A 24709-nucleotide genomic window follows, 5' to 3' on the forward strand; every position below is an offset into this window, starting at 1 on the left:
GGCGGCCCCTGGGTGGCCGTCAGCGTGGCCTTTCGTACGCGATACCATTGAGCTAGAGTAGTTGGTCTGCGTGTCTACGCGATTGAGCAGTCCGATGGGGCTGATAATCGTGGCCGGGCACGGTGAACCGAGACACAGGAAGGAGGCCGGACATGCCGAAGGAAACTGGCAAGAAAGTCATTGCGAGGAACCGCAAGGCGCGCCACGACTATCTCATCGAAGATACGTGGGAGGCCGGTCTCGTGCTGAGCGGAACCGAAGTGAAGTCACTGCGAGAGGGCAGGGCGTCGCTGACCGACGGGTTCGCGCTGATCTTCCAGAATGAAGCGTGGCTTGAGGGTGTCTACATTCCCGAATACGCACAGGGGACATGGACGAACCACACTGCTCGCCGACGCCGGAAACTGCTGCTGCACCGCGAGGAGATTCTCCGGCTGTCGCAGAAGGTCAAGGAGTCGGGGCGCACCCTCATTCCGCTGGAGCTGTACTTCGACGGATCGCGCGTCAAGGTCGAGATCGCGTTGGCCAAGGGCAAGCGTGAATGGGACAAGCGTCAGGCCCTGCGTGAGGCGCAGGACAAGCGCGAGGCAGAGCGGGCGATCAAGTCCAAGCAGTTCCTCTGAATCTGCTCCGCTGACACCAACGATCTGACTGATTTCCCGTCCGCGGGAATGCAATTGGGTCGTGTGGTGTTGTGGGAGTATGCTGGTTATTCTGGTCGGCGCATGAGCCTGTTTGTGCAGGTGGATGCGCTGGGCAGATTTGGTAACAGAATATGGGGATGATCGGTTTCGACGTCGGACACTGCGACGGGAGAAGCGGGCCGAGAATGTAGAGTCATCTCGTTAATGTCCTCTGCAAAACAATAGGTGCTAAGTCTAATAACCGCACCGATTTCGCCCTCGCTGCCTGATTAGGCCGAGCTGCGAATCCGTCAGTCTAGAGTTGCTTCCACTCTAGGTCCTGGCGTCGCTTAGGGAGCCACTGCTTCAGATATTCGTTGAGGGTATCTGAGGGACTTTTACTCAACTCCGTTCGTTGGTCCACATGTTCGTGTGAGGGCCAGAACCTAAGAAACTACTTCACGAACTGCGCCCGGAGAAGTCCTGACAATCTGCCGACGGACGCGGGTTCGATTCCCGCCATCTCCACAGATAGTCAAGCCCCGCTGGCCCAGTGATTCACTGGGCGAGCGGGGCTTTTCTTGTGTCCGGAATCTGCCGCTGCCCAAATCTTGCCCACACTTCATTTCAGCGGGACGCCGCCCGAGCCGCGTCCAGGGCGCGCTGTTCCAAGGTTGGCTCGTGCGTCATCGATACCGCACGTCCAAGTCAGGGGCAGCCAAATCCTGGCAGGTCGGCGGCTAAGATTGAATCAGTCATCAACTCAGTCAGGACCAAACGGATGCAGGTGCAAGATATGGCGACCGTCCAGCGTGAGCGATTCCTCTCAAAGACGGAATGGAAGTTCATCGGCTTCCTCGCACTCGCATTTGTGTTGACCCCGATCTTCTACGGTCTGCCCTTGCTTAGCCCCTTGTTTGCTTTGGGCACGAGCGTCCGCTCGCATAAGGCAAAGATGGTGTGGCTCTGGGTGATCTCATCGGTTCTGGTTCTGATGTCGATCGCACCGTTCATCCTAAGGATGGCTGGCCTGAGCAACTTCATCGTCGAATGACATTGTGAGGCACCAGGCTTCGATCGAGCCTCGGCGCGTATCCTCCTTTTGTTGGAAGTCGAAGCAAACAGCCCCTGAGCCTGAATGGCCGGGGCTGTTTGCGTTCATCAACTTGCGCTCAGATTCTCGCGTGTCATCTCCGGTAACTCTCCCGTGTCCGCTCGCATGCTTCGTGCATGATAGTTCGCCACCTCACCGCCGAGGCAGCGCGTCCGCCGATCCCGTCGCCCACGGCCAGACGCCACGTGACAGACATCTCGGGTGTTCTCACACCATGGTGCGCACCCATGTGGAGCAGATCATCGTTTGCAATCAGTCCGGTCCAAGAAATGTCACACTGCAGTGCGGCACTGACGTGTTCGACTGCTGCCTGCATCGCCAGCGCTGTGTCTTTTGCGGTCATCAAGGCTGAAAGGAAGTGCCCCAAACCAGCAGTCATGAATGTTCGATCTTCCGTGAGATGTCCGTGAGTAGTCCATCTTAGGAGAGCTGCGCGACTTCCATTGCTGACGGCGAGCCTACGAGTTCACGCGAATAACTTCCTCCTGATACGGCGCAATGACCGCGCCCGAGATCCGCAGATCGAGGACCAGGAACTTCCGTTCGGCGACCGGTGTCGCCTTCCACTCGTTGACCACCTCGAGGTCGGCCAGCGAATGGACGGCAACACCGTGCCCTCCTGCCGCACTGCCCAGCGCCGCGAAGTCGATCTCATCGATGAGCATCGGTGCCTTATTCAATCCCTTGAGTCCGTACAGATTCACCTCGGCACCATAGGCGGCATCATTGAACACGACGGCCATGCCGCGGCCTCCGGCTGAACGGATTGCGGTGTCGAGGTCTGACAGGGCCATGGCGCCGCCCCCGTCGCCGGTGGTGAGAACGATCGTCGAATCCTGATTGGCGCGTGCCGCACCTGCAACGCTGTGCCAGCCGAGACCGATCGACTGGAACGCAGTGCCGACCATCGCCAGACGATCGGGTGCGCTGGGCTCCCAGAACATGTTCGCCCACGCGATGAAGTGACCGCCGTCGGAGACGACGACTCGGTCCTCGGGCATCAGCTCACCGAGGCGTGCCGCCGCAGCACGTGGATCCAGGCGACCATCCTCGGCGAATTCCGTACCCATTTCGTAGGCCCGGTCGGCAGCCGTATCCACGGTCTCGCGCCACCCGCTCGCTACCGCACCCGAGGCCTCCAGTCGTGTGACCAGCTCGCCCGCAGCAAGCTTCACATCGCCGCGGATGAAACCCCCGACCCGGGCATTCGTGGCCCGATCATCGGTGTCGATCTGCCAGACCGCAGTCGATGGGTGGAACAGCTCGCCGAAGCGCATCGTGAACTGGTTGAGCGAAGCCCCGAAGACGACGGCGAGGTCAGCCTCACGGATTCGCTCCATGGCCTCAGGGGCACCGAACCCTCCGGCCACGCCGAGGTCATGGTCGGCGTCTGGGAAGACATTGCGGCCAAGAGCGGTCGTCGTAGTCAACGCCCCTGTGGCTTCTGCCAGGGCGCCGAGCTCGGCCTCTGCACCGGCCAACCACGCTCCTCGGCCGGCCAGCAGGATCGGTCGTTCCGCCTCGGCGAGGGCAGCCGTCAGACGATCGAGCGAGGTCTGTGAGAACTCGGACGAGGGTGCCAGGGGAGTGGGTCGTCCGGGTCCTGGAACCGAGGGAACCTCCCCGATGTCGAGGGTTGCGACATCGTAGGGGATCGCGAGGACGACGGGCACTCGGTACGTCAGCGCGTGCTCGATTGCGGTGACTGTCGCGGCCGCCGCATCGACGCGTCCGACGGTATAGGTGCGCACACCCACCGCCGAGGCCATAGCGATCTGGTCGACGTCCCAGGGACGCGGCCCGGACGTGGGTTCGTCACCGACGACAAGGACGAGGGGAACATTGGCCTGCGCAGCCTCGGCCAGCGCAGTGAGGGTGTTCGTGAACCCGGCGCCGTAGGTGGTGGTGGCCGCAGCGATTCTACCGGAGGTGCGGAAGTGCGCATCGGCGGCGACGACGGCGCCGGCTTCGTGTCGAACGGCAGTGTAGGTCGCCGAGGTGGAGGTCAGCAGAGCATCGAGGAAGTAGGCGTTGCCGTTGCCCATGAGTCCGAAGACTTCATCGATGTGGTGGGCCAGAGTGTGGGCGACGTGTGCCGAAGTGTGAGCCATCAGGGGCCTTTCGCGGATGAGAGATATGGAAGAGAACGATCCATATGTGTCTCACACGCGATTTCCGCGGCTTCGCGCTCCTTTTTCGAGCGCCGGCTGTTCGGCAGCAACCGGATTCGACGTTGGCACCGGCCTGACCATTCGAATATAGATCACGGCAGGCCGGTCGGCAAAGTTCTGCTGGTCCACATGGACCTGCTGCACCGAGAAACGGGCCGAACGTCGAAAAACGCACGCGCGCATGAGAGATTCGACGCAGCGTGCGTTTCTCGATGGCAGCTCCGCAGCGCAGCCAGCTGTGGGGTTGCTGGTGGCTGGGTGCCTGCTACCGGTTCAGGCGTTCCTTCCATGCGGCCATGACCTCCGGTGGTGTCGGCTTCGATGCCAGGGAGCCGATGACGTAGCCGAGCAGTGAGGCGATGAGACCCAGGTAGATGGCCTCGTTCGAGTAGATTCCCATGGTGATCATGATGACGATCGTGGTGAGTGAACCCAGGATCATGCCCGCCATGACGCCGATGATGTTGCCGCGTTTGAAGATCAGCCCACCGAGGATCGGGATGAACAGTCCCGCTACCAGCAGGTTGTAGGCGACCGTCAGTGCCTCGACGACACTGGGCATGATCATCGCAAGGATGAGGGTGACGACGCCGAGTCCGATGAGGTAGATGCGAGAATCACGGATCTCGTCTCCGGTCTCGCGGACCAGGGACTTCACCAGCGTCGACTTCCTCGCCCCGCCGGAGCTGAGAGGAGAATCGTCGCCGTGCACCGAATCGGCGTCACCGGCCGATTCGGCAGTCACCGGAACGATGTCCTTGCGAGCAAGCAGGGGTTCGACGATGTCCTGACGGCACACCGTCGCAGCCGCCATGAGCGAGCCCGACGCCGTTGACATCATGGCTGCCAGTGCCGCGGCGAGGACGAGTCCGCCCAGCAGCGGCGACATCGCAGCGTCGACGACGGCGACGAACACATCGTCTTGGACTTCGATGCCGGGAACGATCTTCGTGGCGGCCATGCCGATGAGCGCACCGGCCACAGCGTAGAGCAGGCAGTAGATGCCTGCGGAGAGCCCACCCCACCTGGCCACGCCCGGGCTGCGCGCGGTGAACACTCGCTGCCAGATGTCCTGGCCGATGAGCAGTCCCAGTGTGTAGATGAGGATGTAGCCCAGTATCGCCTGCCAGCCGATGCCGACCGGACTGGTCTGCTCGGCAGGCATCGAGGCGAACAGTTCGGTGATGCCACCGGACTTGTTCAGCACGATCGGCAGCATGATGAGGAAGATGCCGATGGTCTGGATGAAGAACTGCACGAAGTCGGTCAGCGTGATCGACCACATTCCGCCGAGCATCGAATAGAGGATGACGATTCCGCCGCCGATGAGCACCGACCAGAACTTATTGATGTCGAAGAGCGCGTGGAAGATCGTCGCATAGGCGACCGTCGACGTCGTCGAGATCATCAGCCCGTAGGCGGTCATGATCGCGCCCGAGACCAGGCGGGAGCCTTTTCCGTACCGCAGCTCCAGCATCTGCGAGACCGTGTAGATCTCCAGCTTCTGGATCCTCGGAGCGAAGAACAGCGAGAGCGCGATGATGCCCAGGCCGATGCTGAAGACGAGCCACATCCCCGACAGCCCCGAGGTGTAGCCGAGGCCGACGCCGCCGATCGTCGAGGCCCCGCCGAGAACGACGGCGGACATCGTGCCCGTGTACAGCCACCCGCCCAGGCGGCGGCCTGCGACCAGGAAATCGTCCTGATTCTTCGCCTTGTACCGGCCCCAGATTCCGAATCCCACCATTGCGGCGAGATAGATGATGACGACTAGAGAGTCCACGTCGACCCTTTCATGATTGATTGCGCGGGCAATCGGCTAAGTGGGTGCCTCAGCACCCGACGGTGATGTGAATGGTGGTGGGAATGGTCCGATCGAGCGCCTCGGCGACGGCGGTCGGGAGCAGCTCGTCGATGTCGGACTCAGCAATCGTGACTCCGGCCCCGCCCATGGACTGGCCCAGGGCCGCGAAGTCGGGACGGGCGAGTCTGACTGCGAACGGCTCGATCGTCCGGTCGACCATCTGAGCTTCGATTTCGGCGTATCCGCCGTTGTCGACGATGACGAAGGGAATCCCCAACCCCAGTTCGCCCGCCGTCATCAGCTCCTGGATGGAGAACATGGCAGCTCCGTCTCCGAGGATGCAGGCAACCGGACGCGCACTGTCGGCCAGCTTTGCCCCGATGGCCGCAGGAATTCCATAGCCCAAGGTCGCAAAACCGGGCATGTAGAGCAGCTGGTCGGGTGTGCTGGCCGTGAGCGCGTGCACCGATCCGTCGTACGTGACCTGGGACGAGTCCCCGGCGATGACCACGGACGGTCCCGCGCCCTGTTCGACGAGGCGAGTGACACGAGCGCCGATGGACTCGAAGTCGAAGTCCGAACCCCAGGAGGCTCGGATCTCCTGAACGCGTTCGGCTCCGCTTCCGGTGGAGGTGACTTCTCTCGCCGAGGTGGTCGTGGGCGCGTTCTCGTCCAGCTCGGTCATCAGTGCGGTGAGGAATTCCCCTGCATCGGCGCAGGCGAGGATGTCCCCGCCGAGGTTCTTGCCCAGCTGATCGGGGTCGATATCGCAGCGGATGACGACCTGAGTGGAGGCCTCGTCGCGGATGCCAGCCGATGTCTGGGCGCCGATGAGTCCGCCCCAGAGGTCGGAGTCGGCGAGTTCGGAGCCGAGGACGATGAGCACATCGGCTGACGCGGACTCGGCTTGAACGCTGGGGAAGCGAACGTTGGAGCCCAAGGACAGCGGGTGGTCCTCGGAGATGATGCCCTTGCCATTGGCGGTTGTGGCCACAGGGGCCTCGAGTTCCTCCGCGAATGCCCTGACCTCGGCGCTCGCCTTGCGGGCCCCGCCACCGGCGATGATGAGCGGACGACTTGCACTGCCCACCGCCTCGGCGGCACGGGAGACTACTCGTGGATCCAGGCCCGGACGGCGGCCCGGGATCTGCGTCGGCACACTGCCGTTCCAGACGCCTTCGAGCACGTCGAGGGGAACCTCGATGTGCACGGGACCGGGACGTGAGGAGGAGAACATGGCGAACGCTTCGGCGACGGCCTGCGCAGCACCCTCGGCCGTGCGGGTGCGCTGAGAGGAGACCAACAGGCGGTTCAGCGCCCCGGAGGAGTCCTTTGTCTCATGGAGCATTCCGACATCGGCGCGCTCGAGCCCGGTGGGAACACCGGGGGAGAGGATGAGCATCGGGCGTGACTCCGCATAGGCGGTCGCCGCGGCCGTGATGACATTCGTCAGCCCCGGACCCGAGGTGGTGATGACGACTCCGGGTTTGCCGGAGACGAGGAAATATCCGTCGGCACCGTAGCCGGCACCCTGCTCGTGGCGTGGTGTGATGGCACGGATGCCGAATTCGCTCAGGTGTCGGTAGAACTCGAGGTTGTGTGTGCCGGGAATTCCGAAGATCGTGTCGACGCCGTGCGCGGCCAGGGTCGCGATGACGGCCCGGCCGCCGTTGCGGAACTCCTCGCCGGGCGTGGTGTTCTTGTCATCTGCCATCGTCAGACTCCGAGTGCTTCGCCGCTGGGGCCCGACGGTCCGGTGAGACCATTGGCCTCGGCGGCCCACAGGGAGAGCATTTCGTAGCCGACGTGGGCGGCGGCGAGTCCGGTGATCTCGGCATGGTCATAGGCGGGCGCCACTTCGACGATCTCGGCTCCGACGACGTTGAGTCCCTGCAGTCCGCGAATCGAGTTGAGCAGTTCGCGGCTCGTCATGCCGCCGGCCTCGGGGGTGCCTGTGCCAGGGGCGGCAGCAGGGTCGAGGACGTCGATGTCGACCGACAGGTAGACGGGTGCATCGCCGAGTCGTCTGCGCATCCGTGCCACGACTTCCTGGACGGACGTGAACTGGTAGTCGTCGCTGCGGATGATCTGGAATCCGAGCACAGCATCGTCTTCTAGGTCCTTTTCGCCGTAGAGGGGTCCGCGGATGCCGACATGCATGCAGGACTCGAGGTCGAGCAGGCCTTCTTCGCTGGCACGGCGGAACGGGGTGCCGTGCGTGTACGGGGCACCGAAGTAGGTGTCCCAGGTGTCGAGGTGGGCGTCGAAGTGCAGGACCGCGATCTTACCGTGCGTCTTGTGCAGGGACCGCAGGTTCGGCAGGGCCAGTGTGTGGTCGCCGCCGAGTGTGAGCAGCTTCGCCCCATCGGCGCGCATCTCATCGGCGGTCCGTTCGACTTCGGTGATGGCCTCTTCGATGTCGAAGGGGTTGACGCCCAGGTCACCGCAGTCGGCGACCTGCTGCCAGGTGAACGCGTGGACGTTCGTTGCCTGGTTGTAGGGGCGCAGCAGCTTGGAGGACTGGCGGATGTGGGCGGGGCCGAATCGTGCTCCCGGACGGTAGCTGACGCCGGCGTCGAAGGGGACTCCGAGGATCTTGACGTCGATCTTCTCACCCGGTCGCTGTGCTTCGACCTCGTCGATGCGCGGGAGCAGGCCGAAGGTCGGTGGCCCCGCGAAACGTGGTGTCTGGCTGTAATCGGCTGGTCCAATGGGCTGAGTCGACATCGGCTCTCCTCTGAATTCGTGAGTGTTCTCGGTGGTGTGTGATTGCCATCAGCCTAGGACGTGGCTCACACAACGCGAATATCCATCATGGTGTATTTGGAAAAACGGATATCCATTGCGGATAGTATGGATCTCATGGTCACCTTGGGTCAGCTCTGGGCACGTCAGGAACTCGCGCTCGACGTCGTCGTCGATTCGCCGAGCGCCGGATCGGCCGACGTTACGATCGTGCACTCCTCGGAGCTGCCCGCGGTCGACGAATGGTTGGCCGGGGGAGAGGTCCTGCTCACGATCGGCGTCGGCCAGGACCTCGGCGGCGAGGGCGTGGGTGACTATGTCCGGCGCCTCAAGCGTGTGGGTGTCCTTGCACTCGGCATCGGCCTGGGTTCCGCTTTGCCGTGGCAGGCGCTTCCACCGGCACTGATCGAGCACGCAGAAGCTCACGGGCTTCCACTGTTCGGGGTCCCCGAACCTGTTCCGTTCGTCGCAGTCGTCGATGCCTTCACGAGAATGCGTGAGGAGGAGACGAACCGAGAGCTCACCCGGGCCAGCAGTGCGGGGCGGCGGTTCGCCACCGACCTCGCACACCAGGGGCCCGCCGCGCTTGTCGCTGATCTGGCCAGCACTTTGGGCACGGACGTTCGGTTCGTCTCACCCACAGGCAGGGGACTGACCGGCACCGATGCCGAGAACCTTGTGCGTCATGACCTGATTGCCGAAGCTCTCAAACCCTCGATGGCCCCACGTCTTCTGCGTACTGAGCTGGGAATCGTCGAAGCCGTTCCGGTCGGAGACGAGCAGGTTCGAGGATGGATCCTCGCCCCCGCCGAGGTGACCGGCAATCCGCGCACCCGTGGCCTGCTGCTGTCCACTGCAGCGGCACTGCTGAGTCTGAGCATCACAGAGGTCCCACCTCGGCGATCGGATTCAGAGCTCTTCACGACTCCCTTGACGGCAGGACAGGCTCGGGCCGAGTGGGTGCGTGAGACCGGCCTGGCTCCGGTCTCGCGAGTGAAGTTCACGGTCTTCGGCAATGTGCGTGGCGGGGACCCGGAGACGCTGCTGGGTGATCTGGGTGATGGAACACTCCTGGTCCGCGCCGGTTCGATGCTCGGGGTCATCGAACCCGGTACTCAGAGTGCGGACCCGGGCCGCCTCGATGCGGCCGAACTGGCAGCGGATCATGCCAGTACGGTCGATCGGGTTGCGGAGGTCACCGGACTCGAGAGGCTGTTTGCGAAGATGATCCCACTGACCCAGGTCCACCACACCTGGACCGTATGGCGAACGCAGCACGAAAGCGCGACCTCGGATGTGCGGGCGCTGCTGTCGTCGATCGATGAGTCAGCGGCGCAGAGATTCGTCGACCGAGTACTGGGCACACTCCTGGCCTCACGCGACGAACAGGACCTGCTGCTGACGCTGCGATCGTTCATCGCAGCAGGAGGAGTGCGGGATGCGATCGCTGCTGAACTCGGCATCCACCGCCACACAGTGCGTGCACGGATGGCAAAGATCGAGACGCTGTTGGGCCGCGACCTGAACCAGGCCGAATCGGTCCAAGCCGTAGCCTTGGCCCTTGAGCTTGCAGAACTCTGAGAGGTGTCCCGGGCCAGCCCAGCCAGCTCGATGTGCTCAGCCGACGTGCTCGGAGTAGAAGGCTGCGGCGACCGCGAGGACACGGTCGAGACCTTCTTGTTCACCGATGCTGATACGCACCCCGTCGCCGAGGTTGCGCACCGCAACGGCCTGCTCGACGCAGGCATCTTCAAAGGCTGCCGACAGCTGGCCAAGTGGCAGCCACACGAAGTTCCCCTGCGCCTCAGGTACGTCCCACCCCTGGTCGCGCAGCGCGTGGGCGAAGCCGTCGCGAACGGCTGCGATCTCCTTGGCTCGGACGTCGACTTCATCGCTGTGGCGCAGTGATTCCAGAGCGGCCGCCTGGCTGATATCGGTGACACCGAAGGGGATGACGGCCTTCAGCAGCCCTTGGATCACGGCGGTGCGAGCGAGGGCGTATCCGACTCGCAGGCCTGCCAGGGCATGAGCCTTGGAGAAGGTCCTGACCAGGACGACATTGGGATGATCGGCCACAAGGTCGACGCCATTGACGACGCCCTCGGCGGTGGCGAACTCCCAATAGGCCTCGTCGAGGGCGATGAGCACATGGTCTGGCACCTGTGTGAGGAACCGGCGGACCTCATCGTCGCGAAGTGCTGGTCCCGTCGGATTGTTCGGGGAACAGAGAATGATGAGAGTGGTTCGATCGGTGATCGCCGCCGCCATGGCGTCCAGATCGTGTCGACCGTCGTCGCGCACCGGCACCTCGATCCGTTTCGAGCCGGCCAGCCCTGTCGTCTGGGGATACATTTCGAATGACGGCCAGGGGTAGATCGCTTCCGTGGTGGCGTCCGAAGTGATCTGGGTCAGTGCCACGAGCAGTTCGCTGGCGCCGGTGGTCACGACGAGTTCATCGATGCTCACGCCGAGGCGCTCGGCCAGCTCGGTGCGCAGCGCCAGTGCTCCGTCATCGGGGTACAGAGCCGGGTTCTTCGCGTGAGCGACCATGGCGTCGGTGACCGCCGGCAGCGGCTCGAGGTAGTTTTCGTTCGAGGACAGCTTGAACGAGGCGAGCCCGTCGATTCGCTTGGGCGCCTTCCCCGGAACGTACGGCGGGAATGTTGTCAGCGAGGCCCGCAGCCGCGGGGTCGAAGTGCTGCCAGCAGAGGTGTCCGGAGAGTTCATGGACTCATGATTTCACAGGTGCCTCACCACGGTTTGTCCGGGGCGGAACGGCCCCCGTCTCCGCCGGGGCCCTGCTGGCGCTGCTGACGTTCAGAGTCCTCGCCGCGCTCCTTCAGCTTGTCGCGCTTCTTCTCCTCTTCGGATTTGCCTTCCGAGCCGTCGGATTTCTCCTCGCCTTCGCCGGAGTCCTGACCTTCGTCCTTCTTCTTCGAGTCATCTCCGGAGTCACCGTTCTTCGGATCCTCGCCCTCGGAGCCATCTGAGTCGTCGCTCTCGGTGCCTTCCTGCTTCGACTTCTCTCCGGCCTTCTTGTCCTCGACGCGCTTCTTCGCCTCGTCGCTCTTCTGCTTCTCGTCGCTCTTCTTGGGCTGGCATTCCTTCGGAGCATCTTCCAAGGTCTGCAGCGACTGGTCGTAGAGTTCGTCCGACTGTCCTGGATCTTGGTCCGCGACCTCGTCGGCGAGCTTCTCATACACGTAGGACAGGTTGATCCTCACGGCACATTCGTCACTGACAGGGGTGATCTCAAGGGCGGATTCGAGGTCTGCCTGCGCCGGTTCGAAATCGCCGACGGCCGCCTCTGCGGTGCCGCGGTTGTAGTAGCCGATATGGCGTTGGATCGGGCTGAGTGTCAGGAACGCGGTCGAGGCATTCTTCGCTCCCGGGAAATCATTCGACGCATAGCGAACCTGAGAAGCCGCGCCGAAGTAGAGGGTCACAGCCACATAACCGAACACGAGGAGGAGGACGGATCCGATGATGAGGTTGACGCGAGAGAGCCTGCGCATCGTCGACCAACTGCGAGTGATCCGGTTCATGACCGTCCTCCTCGTGGTGTGGGCGCAATCGTGCGCAGCCGCAGCAGCTCGCGGACCCCGAAGACCATTTCGACCGCGATCCAGGCGAACACGAGAAGCAGAGGGACCCAGAAGTATTCGTCGACGGTGACCCGCCCATCCTTCTTGACCAGCGTCTGATCGTACTTCGGTGCTGTGTACACGCTCGACATCGAGGCTCCGCCGTCACGGTGGTGGTACTTCACACCGAGGTCGTCAGCGATCTGTCTGAGGTTCGTCTCGTCGATCGTTGAGATCCCAGGATTTCCCTGTCCGTCGAGGATGTACTCGTCGTCCGTTCCGGCGGACCCGGCACCATCCCCGGTCCCGCCGGTGTCACCAGGATCACCGAGGCCGGGGTCCCCGCCTGGACCCGCACCGTAGCCGAAGGGCCGGGACTCCTTCATCTTTCCGCCCTGAGACGTTCCGTATCCGAACACCGCGCCGCTGTCGATGCGGGAGGCGAAGGATGACCACGAATCGACGGGGGACTCGGCGGTCTGCTCGCCGTCGCCGAAATAGAAGACGAGGCTCTTGTTGTCCGGACGATCCTCCTGATTGGACTTCATCCGCTTGTCCAGCTCAGCACCCGCCTCGGTGATGGAGGATCCGTTCGAGTTCACTGACATCTCCGGACTGAGGACGTCCACGGCCGAAGCGAACGCCGCGTGGTCGGTCGTCAGGGGCATGACCGTCGATGCGGTCGAGGCGAAGGAGATGATGCTCATCCTGGTGCCGGGGAACTGCTCTGCCAGCTCCAACATGTCCTTCTTCACCCCTTCCAAGCGGGTCGTGTCACCGTCATAGTCCTCGGCGGCCATCGAGGTGGTCGTATCGACGAGGAAGTAGACGTCGGCGGCTGCCTCGTATTCCTCGGTCGAGGATTTGATGGGAATGCCCGGGCGGGCCAGCGCGAGTGCGAGCACGGCGACGATGCCCATGCGTGCGAACCATTTCCAGCGAGGTCCGTCACCGCGCACTGCTGGGATGATGCACACGGTCAGCAGGGCGAGGACGAGGAAGCCCCATCCGAACCAGGTGAAGACGGGATCGAAGATCATGATTTCGTCCTCCAAGCCAGAACGAAGACACCGGCGAGGCCGAAGACCGCGATTCCGAGAGGAACTGCGGGCATGTCATGGACGACGGTGTAGGAACGGCCCGGAGTGTTCTCGGCCTCCTGACTCTGGATCTCTGCGACGATCCGATCGATCGTCGATGCCGAACCCATGTCGAACTGTTTGCCGCCGGTGCGATCAGAGACCGACTTCAGTTCCTTGGTCTGCGGGTTCGTGAGCACCGACGGGGGAGAGAGGCTGTAGACCCTGACCTCGGAGTCCACAGCGATGTCGGTAGCTTCGTCGAGGTCGAACAGAGGGTCGCCAGCAAGCATGTTGTCGGTGGCGAAGATGATCGAACGAGACCGATCTTCGTCCTGACGATCGAAATTGTCCACGCAGGAGACGAGTCCGTCTCCGATGAGGGAGGAACCGCCGATGTTGGGAGGCGAGGTCGACCAGGAGTAATCGGTGCCTTCAGAGCCCCAGGTGCGGAAGCCCTCCTCGGCTTCCTCGAGATAGTTCTGGACCATGTCGTAGTCATCGGTGAGAGGGAAGGCGGAGACGGCGGTCGAGTTGAACACGGTCATTCCGATGCGTTCACCGTCGAATCGGTCGACGAGCTCCTGGTAGGCCTCGAGGAGGTCGGCGTCATAGCCGAGCATCGAACCGGACACGTCGAGGCAGAGCATGACATCTCGCAGCTTCTTCTCCGGATTGACGGTCTCGACCCAAGCGGGGCGAGAGATCCCTGCAAGGGTGGAGAGACCGGTGAGCGCGATGACGGCGAGGAAGGCGACGGTTGTCATCAGACGGGTCCGCATGGCTTTGCGGAAGCTGGGCAGGCTTGTCATACGACCGCTGTGCGCCACGGCCAGTGACGACGCGGTGGCCTTGGGTCTGCGGAAGAAGAAGACTGCTGCCGTGGCAAGCACGAGGAGGATGAGGGCCAGCCACCAGAACATCAGGACCATCGGGTCACCAGCTTTTTGGCACCGGCGATCTGGGGTCCCAGATCATTGGCATCGTCCTCGGCGAACTCTGCTTCGTAGAGGCCGGACAAGGACTCCGCAAGGTCGTCGAGACCGGCCACAGCCGCATCTCGGTAGGTGAGGTGTTCGGCCTTGACGCCCCATGCGTGATGGGCGAACTCGCGCACGATCTTCGCCAGTTCCCGAGCCGAATCGCGGACATCGGCTTCGCCCGCATCCAGTTTCGACTCGACCGCGGCGATCCGAGACATGAAGGTGCTGCGGACAGGGATGGGAATCCGCGGTCGGGACTTCATCCCTGATCCCGCCGCCGCGCGCAGCAGCGGAGCGAACAGGTTGAGGACGGCGGCCAGCAGAATCACGGCGGCGGCGACATACCACCAGACCGAGATCTGCAGGGGGCCGACGAGCTCAGCGGGGCCCACGGCGGTGCCTCAGCAGAAGAGTGTGGAGGTTGCCCAGGGCTTGGTCCGGATGGGCGATTTCGGTGTGTGAGATTCCGAGCTTCGAGAGCAGGTCGATTCGATGCTGCTTGCGGCTTGCTTCTGCGGCGAGGAATTCATTGCGTACGTTCGGGTTGGCCATCACGGAGGTGGGCAGGCCGACATCAGGACGGGAGACGTCGAACGGCGCCGAGGTGGCCGGCAGCTGTGCCAGGTCCGCATCGGTGATCGTAATCCACAGGATCTCGTGCTGGGCACGCAGCCGTTTGATTGTGGCTTCCTCCTTCGCGCCGAGCGGAGCCTGGTCGGAGATGACGACCACAAGCATCCGGTGGTTGATGTGCGAGGCGATCCACTGCAGCTGTTCATCGATCGAACCGTCTCTATCGGTGCCCGCCTCGGCGAGGATCTGCTGCAGGAGGTTCTCCAAGTGGGCTTCGCTGCCCTTGCGGGGGGACGCAGTGGTGCGCTGTGCGCTGCCATGGATGAGCATCACGTCATCACCATGGCGTACGGCGAGGTATCCGGTCATGCCGGCCATGAGGATCGCGAGCTGTCGCTTATCGACCCCAGCCGAAGTCACGGCGTCGAAGTTCCGGGACGAGTCGACGACCAGCGCGAGAATGTGCCTGCGGTGGGCGACATAGCGTTTGACCAGCGGGTTCGAGTGTCGGGCCGTGGCCTTCCAGTCGATGTCGCGGATCTCGTCGCCGGGAATGTAGTCGCGCAGATCGTCGAAGTCGAGGCTGTGCCCGTGGAAGACGGAGGAGTAGTCCCCGTCGAGGAGCCTGCGGGTTCGACGGTGCGCGTGGATGGTCATCCGCGCTTTGATCCGATTGAGCAGAGCAGTCATCGATGCACCCGATCAGGGAGTGGGGACGGCCATGAGGAGGGCATCGACAACCTGTGCGCTCGTGATGTTCTCCGCTGCGGCTTCGAAGTTGAGTTGGATGCGGTGAGCGAGGATTCGGTGGGCCAGATCCTTGATGTCTTCGGGGATGACGTAGTTGCGGCCACGGATCATCGCCAGAGCCCGTCCCGCGTTGGTGAAGGCGATCGAGGCGCGGGGGCTGGCGCCATATTCGATGAAGGGAGCCAGGCGACCCAGATACTTCGTGGTGTTCCTTGTCGCATGGACGAGCTCGACGAGGTATCGGGTGATCGACGGGTCGACATAGATGGTGCGCGCATATTGCTGCAGCGTCTCCACATCCTCGAGGCTGCACGAGGGCTTCGGGACAGAATCGCGATCGAAGACACCCGAATCGAGTCGCGACAGGATCTCCATCTCCTCATTGGGATTCGGATGGGTCAGGAGGTCTTTGATCATGAACCGATCGAGTTGAGCTTCGGGCAGCTGGTAGGTGCCCTCCTGTTCGATCGGGTTCTGCGTGGCCATGACGAGGAAAGGACGGGGAAGGTCGAACCGCTGGCCGCCGATCGTCGTCTGCTTCTCCTGCATCGCCTCGAGCATGGCGCTCTGCGTCTTCGCCGACGAGCGGTTGATCTCATCGAGGAGGACGATGTTGGCGTGCACAGGGCCGAGGACTGTATTGAAAGAGCCTTCGTGGGCGTTATAGATCTGCGAGCCGATGATGTCTGCAGGCAGCAGGTCGGGCGTGCACTGGATGCGGGAGAACTTTCCATCCACAGCATTGGCCAGCGCCGCCGCCGCAGTTGTCTTGGCAAGCCCGGGAACACTCTCCAGGAGAAGGTGGCCGCTGGAGAGGAGACCGATGAGCAGACTCTCGCGCAGGCGCTGCTGTCCGACGACGAAATGGTCCAGATAGGATTCCAGACCGCCCAGGATCGATTGAGCGTGTGCGATCTCTTGAGTGTTGGCGGGTGCCGTTGCCGTCATGGTGGTGCCTCTCGAATCTCAACTGGCTGACAGAACAAGCATATGGGTTGACCCTGACACCGCACTGGACTCTTTCGTGTCAGTACCGACACATACCATTTGAAGACCGAGACACACGTGTGAAGGACGACGCGAAAGAAGCAGGGCTGGCCGTGGGAAGGAGGTCGGAGAGACCGTGGAATTGGGATGGGAACGCCCGTTCAAACGGGTGGAAACGGCCGCGAAATGGGACGCCGGGCGTTCGGAGAAGGAATCGAATGTGACACGCCGAGGAAGTACCCACAGGGGAAAATTTTATCTGTGGACAGGTGTGGAAAACGGTCCCGGGCGAGGTGTCTGAATATGGCTTTTCGGCCCCATGGGCCAGTGTCCTCGCAGGTGATCGAACTACATCGGTGTCATTCGTGACTTGTGGATGACTGTGGACGGTTTGAACACAGGGTGTGGATGGTCGAAAGAACACTGGTGTAACACTGGATATAGGGGTAGAGTCGACCTCGAACACAACATCTAGTGGTCGCACTCGGGCATGATCTGCGTGATATTCGTCATTGTCAAGGTCATGAGCCCGGTGGAAATACCGTGAAGTCTAAGCCGAAGTGCAGAAATGAGGAGTCGCGATGATCACCGTGTACACCAAGCCAGCTTGCGTCCAGTGCAACGCTACGTACCGTGCGCTTGATGCCAAAGGGCTGAAGTACAAATCGGTCGATCTCAGTGTCGATGAGAATGCCTTGGATGTCGTCAAGGCCATGGGCTACATGCAGGCTCCCGTCGTTGTCACTGATAACGACCACTGGTCAGGTTTCCGTCCGGACAAGATCGCCACTCTGGCCGGAGAGCAGACCTCGGTTTCTGTTGTAGCCTGACATGCTCCTGGTCTACTACTCGAGCAGCTCTGAGTACACCGACCGATTCGTCAGCAAGCTGCGGCACCCCTCACGCCGACTTCCCCTGCTGACAAAAGATGAGACGCTGGCGATCGACGAACCGTTCGTCCTTGTGACTCCCACCTACGGAGCCGGCCCCAATAAAGGCGCCGTCCCCAAGCAAGTGATCAAGTTCCTCAACATCGAATCGAATCGCCGCCACCTCGTCGGCGTCATCGGCGCCGGAAATACGAACTTCGGCGAAGAATACTGTCGCGCGGCACGCAAAGTGGCCGCGAAATGCAATGTACCCGTGCTGTACCGTGTCGAACTCCTCGGAACCCCAGAGGACGTCGAAGCAGTGAATTTAGGATTGGACAAACTGTGCGCGAGCTCGCTGAAGACCGCAATGTAGAAGACATCATCCGCGAAGAGACGGATCTTGACTACCATGCGCTCAACGCCATGCTGAATCTGTATGACCAGGACGGTCGGATCCAGTTCGAGCGTGACAAACAGGCTGCCAGGCAGTACTTCCTGCAGCATGTCAACAACAACACCGTCTTCTTCCACGACCTCAAGGAGAAGCTCGACTACCTCGTCGAGAAGGAATACTACGAACCCGAAGTCCTCGATCAGTACTCCTTCGACTTCATCGAAGAACTTTCGAAGCACGCCTATTCGGCTAAGTTCCGGTTCCAGACCTTCCTCGGTGCTTTCAAGTTCTACACCTCCTACACGCTGAAGACCTTCGACGGAAAGCGCTACCTCGAACGCTTCGAAGATCGCGTCGTCATGGTCGCACTGTTCCTCGCTCGCGGCGACGAGATTCTGGCTAAGCAGCTCGTCGACGAGATCATCCACGGCCGCTTCCAGCCGGCCACCCCGACTTTCCTCAACGCGGGCAAGAAGCAGCGCGGCGAGCTCGTCTCCTGCTTCCTGCTGCGCATCGAAGACAATATGGAGTCCATCGGCCGCTCCATCAACTCCGCACTGCAGCTGTCGAAGCGCGGCGGCGGCGTGGCCTTTGCCCTGACAAATATCCGCGAGTCCGGTGCACCGATCAAGAAGATCGAGAACCAGTCCTCGGGTGTCATCCCCGTCATGAAGCTGCTCGAAGACTCCTTCTCCTACGCCAACCAGCTGGGTGCACGACAGGGCGCCGGAGCTGTGTACCTGCACGCTCACCACCCCGACATCTACAAGTTCCTCGACACCAAGCGTGAGAACGCCGATGAGAAGATCCGGATCAAGACTCTGTCATTGGGCGTCGTCATTCCGGACATCACGTTTGAATTGGCCAAACGCAACGAGGACATGTACCTCTTCAGCCCCTACGACGTCGAGCGCGTCTACGGCATGCCCTTCTCTGACGTCAACGTGACAGAGAAGTACGAGGAGATGGTCGACAACGCAGCTATCAAGAAGAACAAGATCAACGCACGCGAGTTCTTCCAGACCTTGGCAGAGATCCAGTTCGAGTCCGGTTACCCGTATGTCATGTTCGAAGACACGGTGAACAAGGCGAACCCGATCGACGGCAAGATCATCATGTCGAACCTGTGTTCGGAGATCCTTCAGGTCTCCGAGCCCAGTAAGTACGACTCCGATCTCGGATACGACGTCGTCGGCAAGGACATCTCCTGCAACCTCGGTTCCCTCAACATCGCACTGACGATGGATTCCGAGAACTTCGGGCGGACCATCGAGACCGCGATCCGCGGACTGACCGCTGTCGCTGAGACCTCTGACATCCAGTCGGTTCCTTCGATTGCTCGCGGCAATGACATGTCGCATGCCATCGGGCTCGGCCAGATGAACCTTCACGGCTACCTTGCCCGGGAGCACATCTATTACGGTTCGGATGAGGGTCTCGACTTCACGAACATGTATTTCTACACCGTCGCCTACCACTGTGTGCGGGCGTCGATGGAGATCGCGAAGGAACGTAAAGCTGCCTTCGCCGGATTCGAGAGGTCGAAGTACGCAACCGGTGAATACTTCGACAAGTACACCGAGGAAGCGTGGGAACCGCGCACCCAGCGTGTGGCCGAGATGTTCACCGAAGCCGGCGTGCATATCCCTACTCAGGATGATTGGCGTGAGCTCAAGGCTGCAGTTGCCGAGCACGGCATCTACAACCAGAACCTGCAGGCCGTTCCACCCACCGGATCGATCTCCTACATCAACAACTCGACGTCATCGATCCACCCTGTGGCCTCGAAAGTCGAGATTCGCAAGGAGGGCAAGATCGGGCGTGTGTACTACCCGGCACCCTTCATGGACAATGACAACCTCAAGTACTACCAGGATGCCTACGAGATCGGCTACGAGAAGATCATCGACACCTACGCCGAGGCCACGAAGCACGTGGACCAGGGGCTGTCGCTGACCTTGTTCTTCATGGACACCGCCACGACTCGTGACATCAACAAGGCGCAGATCTACGCGTGGCGCAAGGGCATCAAGACCATCTACTACATCCGGTTGCGCCAGCTCGCCCTGGAGGGCACCGAGGTCGATGGCTGCGTATCCTGCATGCTGTGACCAATGAGTTCAGCGGGTCGGTGGAACCGGCCCGCTGAACCCATGACCCGGAGTCCGCGAGTTGTGCGGACCGGAGTCCGCACAACTCGCGGAACTGGGCAGAAAGCATTCTCAGTCTGCTGGGCAGACCACACGTACGCACGGCGTACCTGCAACTTGGAAGAGAGATGGAAACGTTGGAGAACCTGACTTTGGCGTCGCATGTCGACGCCATCAACTGGAACCGTGTCATCGATCCCGTCGATGATGACGTCTGGGATCGCCTCACCGGAAACTTCTGGCTGCCTGAGAAGGTGCCACTGAGCAACGACATCCCCTCGTGGGCGACACTCACGGAGGAGGAGAAGACGTTGACGATGCGCGTCTTCACCGGTCTGACACTGCTCGATACGATTCAGGGCACCGTGGGTGCGATCTCCTTGATTCCCGATGCGGTGACCCCGCATGAGGAAGCCGTGATGACGAACATCGCGTTCATGGAGAGCGTGCATGCGAAGTCATATTCTTCGATCTTCTCGACCCTGTGCTCGACGAAGGAGATCGACGAGGCGTTCCGTTGGTCGCGGGAGAACACCTATCTGCAGTCCAAGGCTGACATCATCCTCAGCTACTACCGAGGCGATGACCCGCTCAAGCGCAAGGTTGCCTCAACACTGCTGGAATCATTCCTCTTCTACTCGGGCTTCTACCTGCCCATGTACTGGTCTGCACATGCGAAGCTGACGAACACGGCGGACCTCATCCGCCTCATCATCCGCGACGAGGCTGTTCACGGCTACTACATCGGCTACAAGTACCAGAAGGGCCTGGAGTCACAGTCTGAAGAGCGCAAGCAGGAGCTCAAGGACTACACGATGAACCTCATGTTCGAGCTCTACGAGAACGAGGTCGCTTACACCCATGACCTCTACGACTCGGTGGGTCTGGCCGAGGACTGCAAGATGTTCCTCCACTACAACGCCAACAAGGCCCTGATGAACCTCGGGTACGAAGCGATGTTCCCGAAGGAGGTCACCGAGGTCAACCCCGCGATCCTCGCGGCTCTTTCGCCCAACAGCGACGAGAACCACGACTTCTTCTCCGGCTCCGGTTCGTCCTACGTCATCGGCAAGGCCGAGAACACGGAAGACGACGACTGGGACTTCTGAGTCATCTGCTGAGTCGCTGAGTGCCGAACGCGCCTAGATCTGCGGCCCATCCGAGCGGTATTGCTTGGGTGGGCCGCTTTTCTGCATCTTGGATCCCTTGGACGGGGCACTCCGGTGGAAAATCGCAAAGCACAGGTTCAAGCTGCGGCTTCCGTCTGTGGTTCGACACGTGAGTTGTGGAGGGGTCGCAGGAGTCCGTTCACGGTCGACTAACCCAACGTCAGTCGGGGCGTTCAACTTGCTCGCATTACCTTCTGTGAAACTCTGTCGGTCTGTCTCTCTCGCTTGCTGCGCTCATGAGCGGTGACAGGAGCCCCCAACACGAATATCGATTCTGGTCACGTGGCGAGGATAAAGCCCTCGCGAAGGAGGCCAGCGTCAGCCAGATTCGCGAGCCGATCGTGCCGACGCGACGTCGTCGACGATGACAGCGATATGCTGCATGCTTGCGATCAGCGACCCATAGAGGGGCCAAGAACGCTCCGGGAGCCCCTTGTCCTCGACCATTCGCACGGACAGCTGTTCGAGCCGCTGGTAGATCGGTTCGACCTCCGCATCGGGGTCGGCAATCGCCCGTCCTGCATCCCGGACGACGGAGGTCCATTGCTCACGGAACCGCGTGTCCCATTGGCCGTTCTCATATGAGCCTTCGCGCAGGGTTCGCGTCAGATGGCGCAGATGGGAGATGCCTTCATCCACGCGCTGCAGGATGTTCTCATAGCTGGCATCTTCAGAAGACATCTGGGAATCCTGAGCCTCGTCCGATGGAATGCGCTTGCGGCGAAGGCGATCACGCGGATTCGCCTTCTGGCTCTCACGGGCGAATCTGACCGACTGCCATGCCGAATTCAACTCGTGGCTCATCGATTCGGTCTCCTTGAACCAATCATCGGCTTCGGCGGTGTCCCAGTCGTCATCCAGTTCATCTGCCATGTTGACCAACATGTCACCCATGCGCCGGTTGATGCTGTCGACGTACCGTGCTGCCTGCTGATCCCGCAGAGGCGGAATCACCAGGAGGTTGACGACGATGCCGACGGCGACGCCTATGCAGAGCTCCAGGATCCGCTCCCCGAGAAAGGGCTGCTGACTGTCGAAGCCGCTGCCGAGGACGAAGATTCCGGTTGTTGCAATCGCAATACCTTCATCGCGGATCCACGGCAGCCGCGCAGCAGTGAGGCCGACCAGGAGCGCGAGAGCAAAAGTCCAGACGCTCACCCCCAGGTAGTTGCCGATGACGAAGGACAAGGCAACACCGAGGGTTGAGGCGATCGTCGACTGCGCTCCGCGAGACAGCGAGCGGTGGACTGTGGCATGGACTGTCAGCAGCGCCGCCCACGGAGCCAGGAACGGCATCTGGGAATTCAGGACATTATCAGACAGCCACCAAGCGCCGGTGGCCGCGATCACCGTCTTGACGACCTGCAGGATGTCGGTGACGACCTCGGGGCGTCTGGCCAGAAGCGATAACTGGTGTCGCGAGTTCTGCTGCAATGGTCGCCCTTTCGGACAGAGTTCATGTCGGACAGAGTGCATGGAGTTATCACCCTACAAGGCACATATGGTACGTGACTGGCATGGGCGAGGGGCAGTGGGCGGAAAATGGAAATGCCCGACATGTCGCAGGTGAAACCTGCGACATGTCGGGCAGTGATCAGGCTGTCTTGGTTCTCGCTCTGCTTAAAACCCAGCAGTGCGAAGGAAAACCTGACAGACGGCGGCGATCAGGCCGCCAGCGGCGTGATCTCACGCAGCGATGAACCGGTGAACAGCACGACGCGGCCGGTCATGTCACTGATCGTGACTTTGCCGTTGCGGGTGCTGATCTTAGGATCAATCAGTCCTGCATGCTCAATGGCACGCTGGACCCACTGTGGGAACTGAGTCATCGTTCCCTCCTTTCTTAGCTACTTCGTCGAACGGCATGCATCAACGCATACCGTTCTCATTGTTTTCGTGGTGGCGACGGGGCAGTCGCCGAGGTGCTGGCCGAGTACCGGAGCGAATCGGATGCTGGCCTGCTGAAATGTCACCGTGGTGTGGGTTGATCCTTCACGGTGGGGGATCTGCGATTCGAAGTGAGACAGTGTCCGTGGCGAATCATTTGCAATGTCGAACCTGGATCTGATTTCTCGCTCATGAGCGACGTGTCATCGTGCTCAGCGGATCAGATCGTTCAATGAAGCCGGACGACTTCGAACGCAAGACATCAGCTTAACCGCATCGGAAACGATAAGTCAAAACAGTGGTTGATCAGCGGAAGGTCTTGCCCCGACGCAGACTCAGCAAGATGATGAGGGCGGTGATCAGAAGCGCCGCCGCAACGACCAGCATTCCGACGGGGAGCAGCGTTTCATTGGAGGCGCCGAGGATCTTCGCCGAGGCCTTGGACTCAGTCGCCTCTGCACCATCGCCTGAGTCAATCTCGGTCCCGAGCGAAGCGGCGTCGGCGCCGCCGGCATCACTGCCGCTCTCCGAGGCAGTCGCATCAGCACTCGGCGTCATCGACTCGCCGACAGGGACTGTCTGAAGGGACTTCGGGTCCTTCTGGGCGAAGTCCCATTCGAGCAGGTCGACCGCGGCCTGGCGGGAGTTGTTGTCGATGCCGAGCATCGTCGAAACCACACGGTGGCCGTCGCGTTCGGCAACGGCGATATAGGCGCCCTTGGCTTGGCGGGTGAATCCGTTCTTCAGGCCCAACCCTCCGTCGACCTGACCGACGATCTTCGTGTGGTTCTGAATCTCGTAGCCCTTGAACTTCTCCTTGGTATCAGGGTTCTTGCCGCCCGGGAATTTGTACGTCTCGGTGCTGATGACGTCCATCAGGTAGTCGTTCTCGCACACCGCCCATGCCAGCTTCATCATGTCTGAAGCCGTCATGTGCTGATTCGCGTCGTCGAGGCCTGAGGTGTTGGCTGCATGAGTGTTCGTCATACCCAGCTCTTCGGCCTTCTCGTTCATGAGCGCCACGGCCTTCTCCTGGCCGCCGGCGGCCCGACCGAGGGCGTTCGCGGCATCATTGGCACTCGACATCAGCATCGCGTGGAAGAGCAGATCGACAGTGTATTCGTTCTTCTGCATGAGACCGACCTTGGTGCCGTCGATCTCCATGTCCTCGAACTCTGCCTCGACCTTCTGTTTGGGATCGTCGAGCACGTCGACAAGAGCCAGAGCGGTCAGGAGCTTGATCGTCGAGGCGGGTGCGTGCTTCTTGTCGATATCGTGCGCCGCCTGAACTTCTCCCGTGTCGAGGTCTCCCACCAGCCACGACGTGCCCACCGGCTGCGGCGGCTTCGCCCCATCGCCGAGGTCGGCCGGCGATTCGTAGACCTTCTCCTGCTTCTCACCCGGTTGGCCCACACCGTGCGAGGTGCCGGGGGAGAGGACCAGCTGGGCCCCGATCAGCAGCAATGCGAGGATGGCGCTGACGATGAGGCGCACTCCCACGCCGAACGAATGCGAGGCAGTTGTCGTCAGCGACGCAGAGGAAGAGCGGGTAGAAAGCATGCGTACAAGTCTACGACGTTGAAGGAGCAGTCGTCCTCAGGGACTCTCGTGCGATTGAGCACAACATTTCGACAGTCGAAGTCAGACTGAGCTGGTTCAAACCTGTCTGATCTGACTCAGGCTGGCCAACTCACCCAGGCGCCCACACGCACACCCCCAGTGCGCACACACCCTCCCAGGGCGCGCACACCACTCAACCCCCGCGAGGACGCGAAAGGCGGTCGTGCACGAAAAGTGCACGACCGCCTCGGCGATTCAGATGTT

21 protein-coding genes and 1 other RNA gene are annotated in these 24709 nt (G+C 61.5%); 8 read left to right on the forward strand and 14 right to left on the reverse strand.

Annotated elements, in window-relative coordinates; genetic code table 11:
* Nucleotides 1–152 precede the first annotated feature (152 nt).
* The 3 genes from smpB to JFC13_RS09855 all read left to right on the forward strand — a co-directional run bounded on the left by smpB (nucleotide 153) and on the right by JFC13_RS09855 (nucleotide 1677).
* Complete coding sequence (gene smpB, locus JFC13_RS09845) at nucleotides 153–623, forward strand: SsrA-binding protein SmpB (protein ID WP_198396913.1); 471 nt, start codon at nucleotides 153–155, stop codon at nucleotides 621–623.
* A 154-nt stretch (nucleotides 624–777) separates the two neighbouring features.
* Nucleotides 778–1154, forward strand: a transfer-messenger RNA (tmRNA) gene (gene ssrA / locus JFC13_RS09850).
* A 265-nt stretch (nucleotides 1155–1419) separates the two neighbouring features.
* Nucleotides 1420–1677 carry a hypothetical protein gene (locus JFC13_RS09855; RefSeq protein WP_198396914.1) on the forward strand — a complete coding sequence of 86 codons (258 nt, stop codon included), beginning with the start codon at nucleotides 1420–1422 and terminating at the stop codon, nucleotides 1675–1677.
* Between the two features lie 518 nt (nucleotides 1678–2195).
* On the opposite strand, the gene JFC13_RS09860 is transcribed toward JFC13_RS09855, so the two are convergent.
* The 4 genes from JFC13_RS09860 to speB all read right to left on the reverse strand — a co-directional run bounded on the left by JFC13_RS09860 (nucleotide 2196) and on the right by speB (nucleotide 8439).
* Nucleotides 2196–3848 carry a thiamine pyrophosphate-binding protein gene (locus JFC13_RS09860; protein WP_198396915.1) on the reverse strand — a complete coding sequence of 551 codons (1653 nt, stop codon included), beginning with the start codon at nucleotides 3846–3848 and terminating at the stop codon, nucleotides 2196–2198.
* A gap of 325 nt (nucleotides 3849–4173) precedes the next feature.
* Nucleotides 4174–5691: a sodium:solute symporter gene (locus JFC13_RS09865; RefSeq protein ID WP_198396916.1), complete on the reverse strand. Its 1518-nt coding sequence runs from the start codon at nucleotides 5689–5691 to the stop codon at nucleotides 4174–4176.
* A 49-nt stretch (nucleotides 5692–5740) separates the two neighbouring features.
* The gene (locus JFC13_RS09870) at nucleotides 5741–7426 is read right to left on the reverse strand and encodes a thiamine pyrophosphate-binding protein (RefSeq protein WP_198396917.1); all 1686 of its coding nucleotides are present in this window, start codon (nucleotides 7424–7426) and stop codon (nucleotides 5741–5743) included.
* A 2-nt stretch (nucleotides 7427–7428) separates the two neighbouring features.
* On the reverse strand, nucleotides 7429–8439 hold the full coding sequence (speB, locus tag JFC13_RS09875) for an agmatinase (protein ID WP_143923452.1): 1011 nt from the start codon (nucleotides 8437–8439) through the stop codon (nucleotides 7429–7431).
* 135 nt (nucleotides 8440–8574) lie between these two features.
* Between speB and JFC13_RS09880 the strand changes: the two genes are divergently transcribed.
* Entirely contained in the window at nucleotides 8575–10038 is a 1464-nt protein-coding gene (locus JFC13_RS09880) for a PucR family transcriptional regulator (RefSeq protein ID WP_198396918.1), read from the forward strand.
* A gap of 36 nt (nucleotides 10039–10074) precedes the next feature.
* Here the strand turns inward: JFC13_RS09880 and JFC13_RS09885 are convergent, their stop codons facing one another.
* From JFC13_RS09885 to JFC13_RS09915, 7 genes are read right to left on the reverse strand one after another with little or no spacing between them, the layout of a single operon-like run.
* Nucleotides 10075–11184: a histidinol-phosphate transaminase gene (locus JFC13_RS09885; RefSeq protein WP_198396919.1), complete on the reverse strand. Its 1110-nt coding sequence runs from the start codon at nucleotides 11182–11184 to the stop codon at nucleotides 10075–10077.
* A gap of 23 nt (nucleotides 11185–11207) precedes the next feature.
* Complete coding sequence (locus tag JFC13_RS09890) at nucleotides 11208–12002, reverse strand: tetratricopeptide repeat protein (RefSeq protein ID WP_198396920.1); 795 nt, start codon at nucleotides 12000–12002, stop codon at nucleotides 11208–11210.
* Nucleotides 11999–13081, reverse strand: a complete 1083-nt coding sequence (locus JFC13_RS09895; protein WP_198396921.1) for a vWA domain-containing protein — start codon at nucleotides 13079–13081, stop codon at nucleotides 11999–12001. The genes JFC13_RS09890 and JFC13_RS09895 overlap by 4 nt, the downstream gene beginning before the upstream one ends.
* Nucleotides 13078–14052 carry a vWA domain-containing protein gene (locus JFC13_RS09900; protein ID WP_198396922.1) on the reverse strand — a complete coding sequence of 325 codons (975 nt, stop codon included), beginning with the start codon at nucleotides 14050–14052 and terminating at the stop codon, nucleotides 13078–13080. Before JFC13_RS09900 ends, JFC13_RS09895 begins: the two co-directional genes overlap by 4 nt.
* Entirely contained in the window at nucleotides 14043–14495 is a 453-nt protein-coding gene (locus JFC13_RS09905) for a hypothetical protein (protein WP_198396923.1), read from the reverse strand. The genes JFC13_RS09900 and JFC13_RS09905 overlap by 10 nt, the downstream gene beginning before the upstream one ends.
* Complete coding sequence (locus tag JFC13_RS09910; protein ID WP_198396924.1) at nucleotides 14482–15366, reverse strand: DUF58 domain-containing protein; 885 nt, start codon at nucleotides 15364–15366, stop codon at nucleotides 14482–14484. Before JFC13_RS09910 ends, JFC13_RS09905 begins: the two co-directional genes overlap by 14 nt.
* A 12-nt stretch (nucleotides 15367–15378) precedes the next feature.
* Nucleotides 15379–16374 carry an AAA family ATPase gene (locus JFC13_RS09915; RefSeq protein ID WP_198396925.1) on the reverse strand — a complete coding sequence of 332 codons (996 nt, stop codon included), beginning with the start codon at nucleotides 16372–16374 and terminating at the stop codon, nucleotides 15379–15381.
* A gap of 620 nt (nucleotides 16375–16994) precedes the next feature.
* Between JFC13_RS09915 and nrdH the strand changes: the two genes are divergently transcribed.
* The 4 genes from nrdH to nrdF all read left to right on the forward strand — a co-directional run bounded on the left by nrdH (nucleotide 16995) and on the right by nrdF (nucleotide 20938).
* Nucleotides 16995–17243 carry a glutaredoxin-like protein NrdH gene (gene nrdH / locus JFC13_RS09920; protein ID WP_092106910.1) on the forward strand — a complete coding sequence of 83 codons (249 nt, stop codon included), beginning with the start codon at nucleotides 16995–16997 and terminating at the stop codon, nucleotides 17241–17243.
* Nucleotide 17244: 1 nt separating this feature from the next.
* Nucleotides 17245–17658 carry a class Ib ribonucleoside-diphosphate reductase assembly flavoprotein NrdI gene (gene nrdI, locus JFC13_RS09925; protein ID WP_198396926.1) on the forward strand — a complete coding sequence of 138 codons (414 nt, stop codon included), beginning with the start codon at nucleotides 17245–17247 and terminating at the stop codon, nucleotides 17656–17658.
* Between the two features lie 5 nt (nucleotides 17659–17663).
* Nucleotides 17664–19790: a class 1b ribonucleoside-diphosphate reductase subunit alpha gene (gene nrdE, locus JFC13_RS09930; protein WP_332839391.1), complete on the forward strand. Its 2127-nt coding sequence runs from the start codon at nucleotides 17664–17666 to the stop codon at nucleotides 19788–19790.
* Nucleotides 19791–19957: 167 nt separating this feature from the next.
* Nucleotides 19958–20938, forward strand: coding sequence for a class 1b ribonucleoside-diphosphate reductase subunit beta (nrdF, locus tag JFC13_RS09935; protein ID WP_198396928.1), 981 nt, complete (start codon nucleotides 19958–19960; stop codon nucleotides 20936–20938).
* A 378-nt stretch (nucleotides 20939–21316) separates the two neighbouring features.
* Here the strand turns inward: nrdF and JFC13_RS09940 are convergent, their stop codons facing one another.
* The 3 genes from JFC13_RS09940 to JFC13_RS09950 all read right to left on the reverse strand — a co-directional run bounded on the left by JFC13_RS09940 (nucleotide 21317) and on the right by JFC13_RS09950 (nucleotide 24445).
* Nucleotides 21317–22432 carry an FUSC family protein gene (locus JFC13_RS09940; protein WP_232488451.1) on the reverse strand — a complete coding sequence of 372 codons (1116 nt, stop codon included), beginning with the start codon at nucleotides 22430–22432 and terminating at the stop codon, nucleotides 21317–21319.
* Nucleotides 22433–22662: 230 nt separating this feature from the next.
* A complete protein-coding gene (locus JFC13_RS09945; RefSeq protein ID WP_198396930.1) occupies nucleotides 22663–22827 on the reverse strand; it encodes a hypothetical protein in 165 nt (54 codons plus the stop codon).
* A gap of 364 nt (nucleotides 22828–23191) precedes the next feature.
* The gene (locus JFC13_RS09950) at nucleotides 23192–24445 is read right to left on the reverse strand and encodes a D-alanyl-D-alanine carboxypeptidase family protein (protein WP_198396931.1); all 1254 of its coding nucleotides are present in this window, start codon (nucleotides 24443–24445) and stop codon (nucleotides 23192–23194) included.
* Nucleotides 24446–24709: the final 264 nt, after the last annotated feature.

This window comes from Brevibacterium antiquum, from assembly GCF_016107655.1.
In the GTDB taxonomy this organism is placed as follows: Bacteria; Actinomycetota; Actinomycetes; order Actinomycetales; family Brevibacteriaceae; genus Brevibacterium; species Brevibacterium antiquum.

What these genes read in the sequence shown, in the direction of transcription:
- smpB (WP_198396913.1), top strand. Translation starts at nt 153, where the DNA reads ATGCCGAAGGAAACTGGCAAGAAAGTCATTGCGAGGAACCGCAAGGCG.
- JFC13_RS09855 (WP_198396914.1), top strand. Translation starts at nt 1,420, where the DNA reads ATGGCGACCGTCCAGCGTGAGCGATTCCTCTCAAAGACGGAATGGAAG.
- JFC13_RS09860 (WP_198396915.1), bottom strand. Translation starts at nt 3,848, where the DNA reads ATGGCTCACACTTCGGCACACGTCGCCCACACTCTGGCCCACCACATC.
- JFC13_RS09870 (WP_198396917.1), bottom strand. Translation starts at nt 7,426, where the DNA reads ATGGCAGATGACAAGAACACCACGCCCGGCGAGGAGTTCCGCAACGGC.
- speB (WP_143923452.1), bottom strand. Translation starts at nt 8,439, where the DNA reads ATGTCGACTCAGCCCATTGGACCAGCCGATTACAGCCAGACACCACGT.
- JFC13_RS09880 (WP_198396918.1), top strand. Translation starts at nt 8,575, where the DNA reads ATGGTCACCTTGGGTCAGCTCTGGGCACGTCAGGAACTCGCGCTCGAC.
- JFC13_RS09885 (WP_198396919.1), bottom strand. Translation starts at nt 11,184, where the DNA reads ATGAACTCTCCGGACACCTCTGCTGGCAGCACTTCGACCCCGCGGCTG.
- JFC13_RS09890 (WP_198396920.1), bottom strand. Translation starts at nt 12,002, where the DNA reads ATGAACCGGATCACTCGCAGTTGGTCGACGATGCGCAGGCTCTCTCGC.
- JFC13_RS09895 (WP_198396921.1), bottom strand. Translation starts at nt 13,081, where the DNA reads ATGATCTTCGATCCCGTCTTCACCTGGTTCGGATGGGGCTTCCTCGTC.
- JFC13_RS09900 (WP_198396922.1), bottom strand. Translation starts at nt 14,052, where the DNA reads ATGGTCCTGATGTTCTGGTGGCTGGCCCTCATCCTCCTCGTGCTTGCC.
- JFC13_RS09910 (WP_198396924.1), bottom strand. Translation starts at nt 15,366, where the DNA reads ATGACTGCTCTGCTCAATCGGATCAAAGCGCGGATGACCATCCACGCG.
- JFC13_RS09915 (WP_198396925.1), bottom strand. Translation starts at nt 16,374, where the DNA reads ATGACGGCAACGGCACCCGCCAACACTCAAGAGATCGCACACGCTCAA.
- nrdH (WP_092106910.1), top strand. Translation starts at nt 16,995, where the DNA reads ATGATCACCGTGTACACCAAGCCAGCTTGCGTCCAGTGCAACGCTACG.
- nrdI (WP_198396926.1), top strand. Translation starts at nt 17,245, where the DNA reads ATGCTCCTGGTCTACTACTCGAGCAGCTCTGAGTACACCGACCGATTC.
- nrdF (WP_198396928.1), top strand. Translation starts at nt 19,958, where the DNA reads ATGGAAACGTTGGAGAACCTGACTTTGGCGTCGCATGTCGACGCCATC.
- JFC13_RS09945 (WP_198396930.1), bottom strand. Translation starts at nt 22,827, where the DNA reads ATGACTCAGTTCCCACAGTGGGTCCAGCGTGCCATTGAGCATGCAGGA.
- JFC13_RS09950 (WP_198396931.1), bottom strand. Translation starts at nt 24,445, where the DNA reads ATGCTTTCTACCCGCTCTTCCTCTGCGTCGCTGACGACAACTGCCTCG.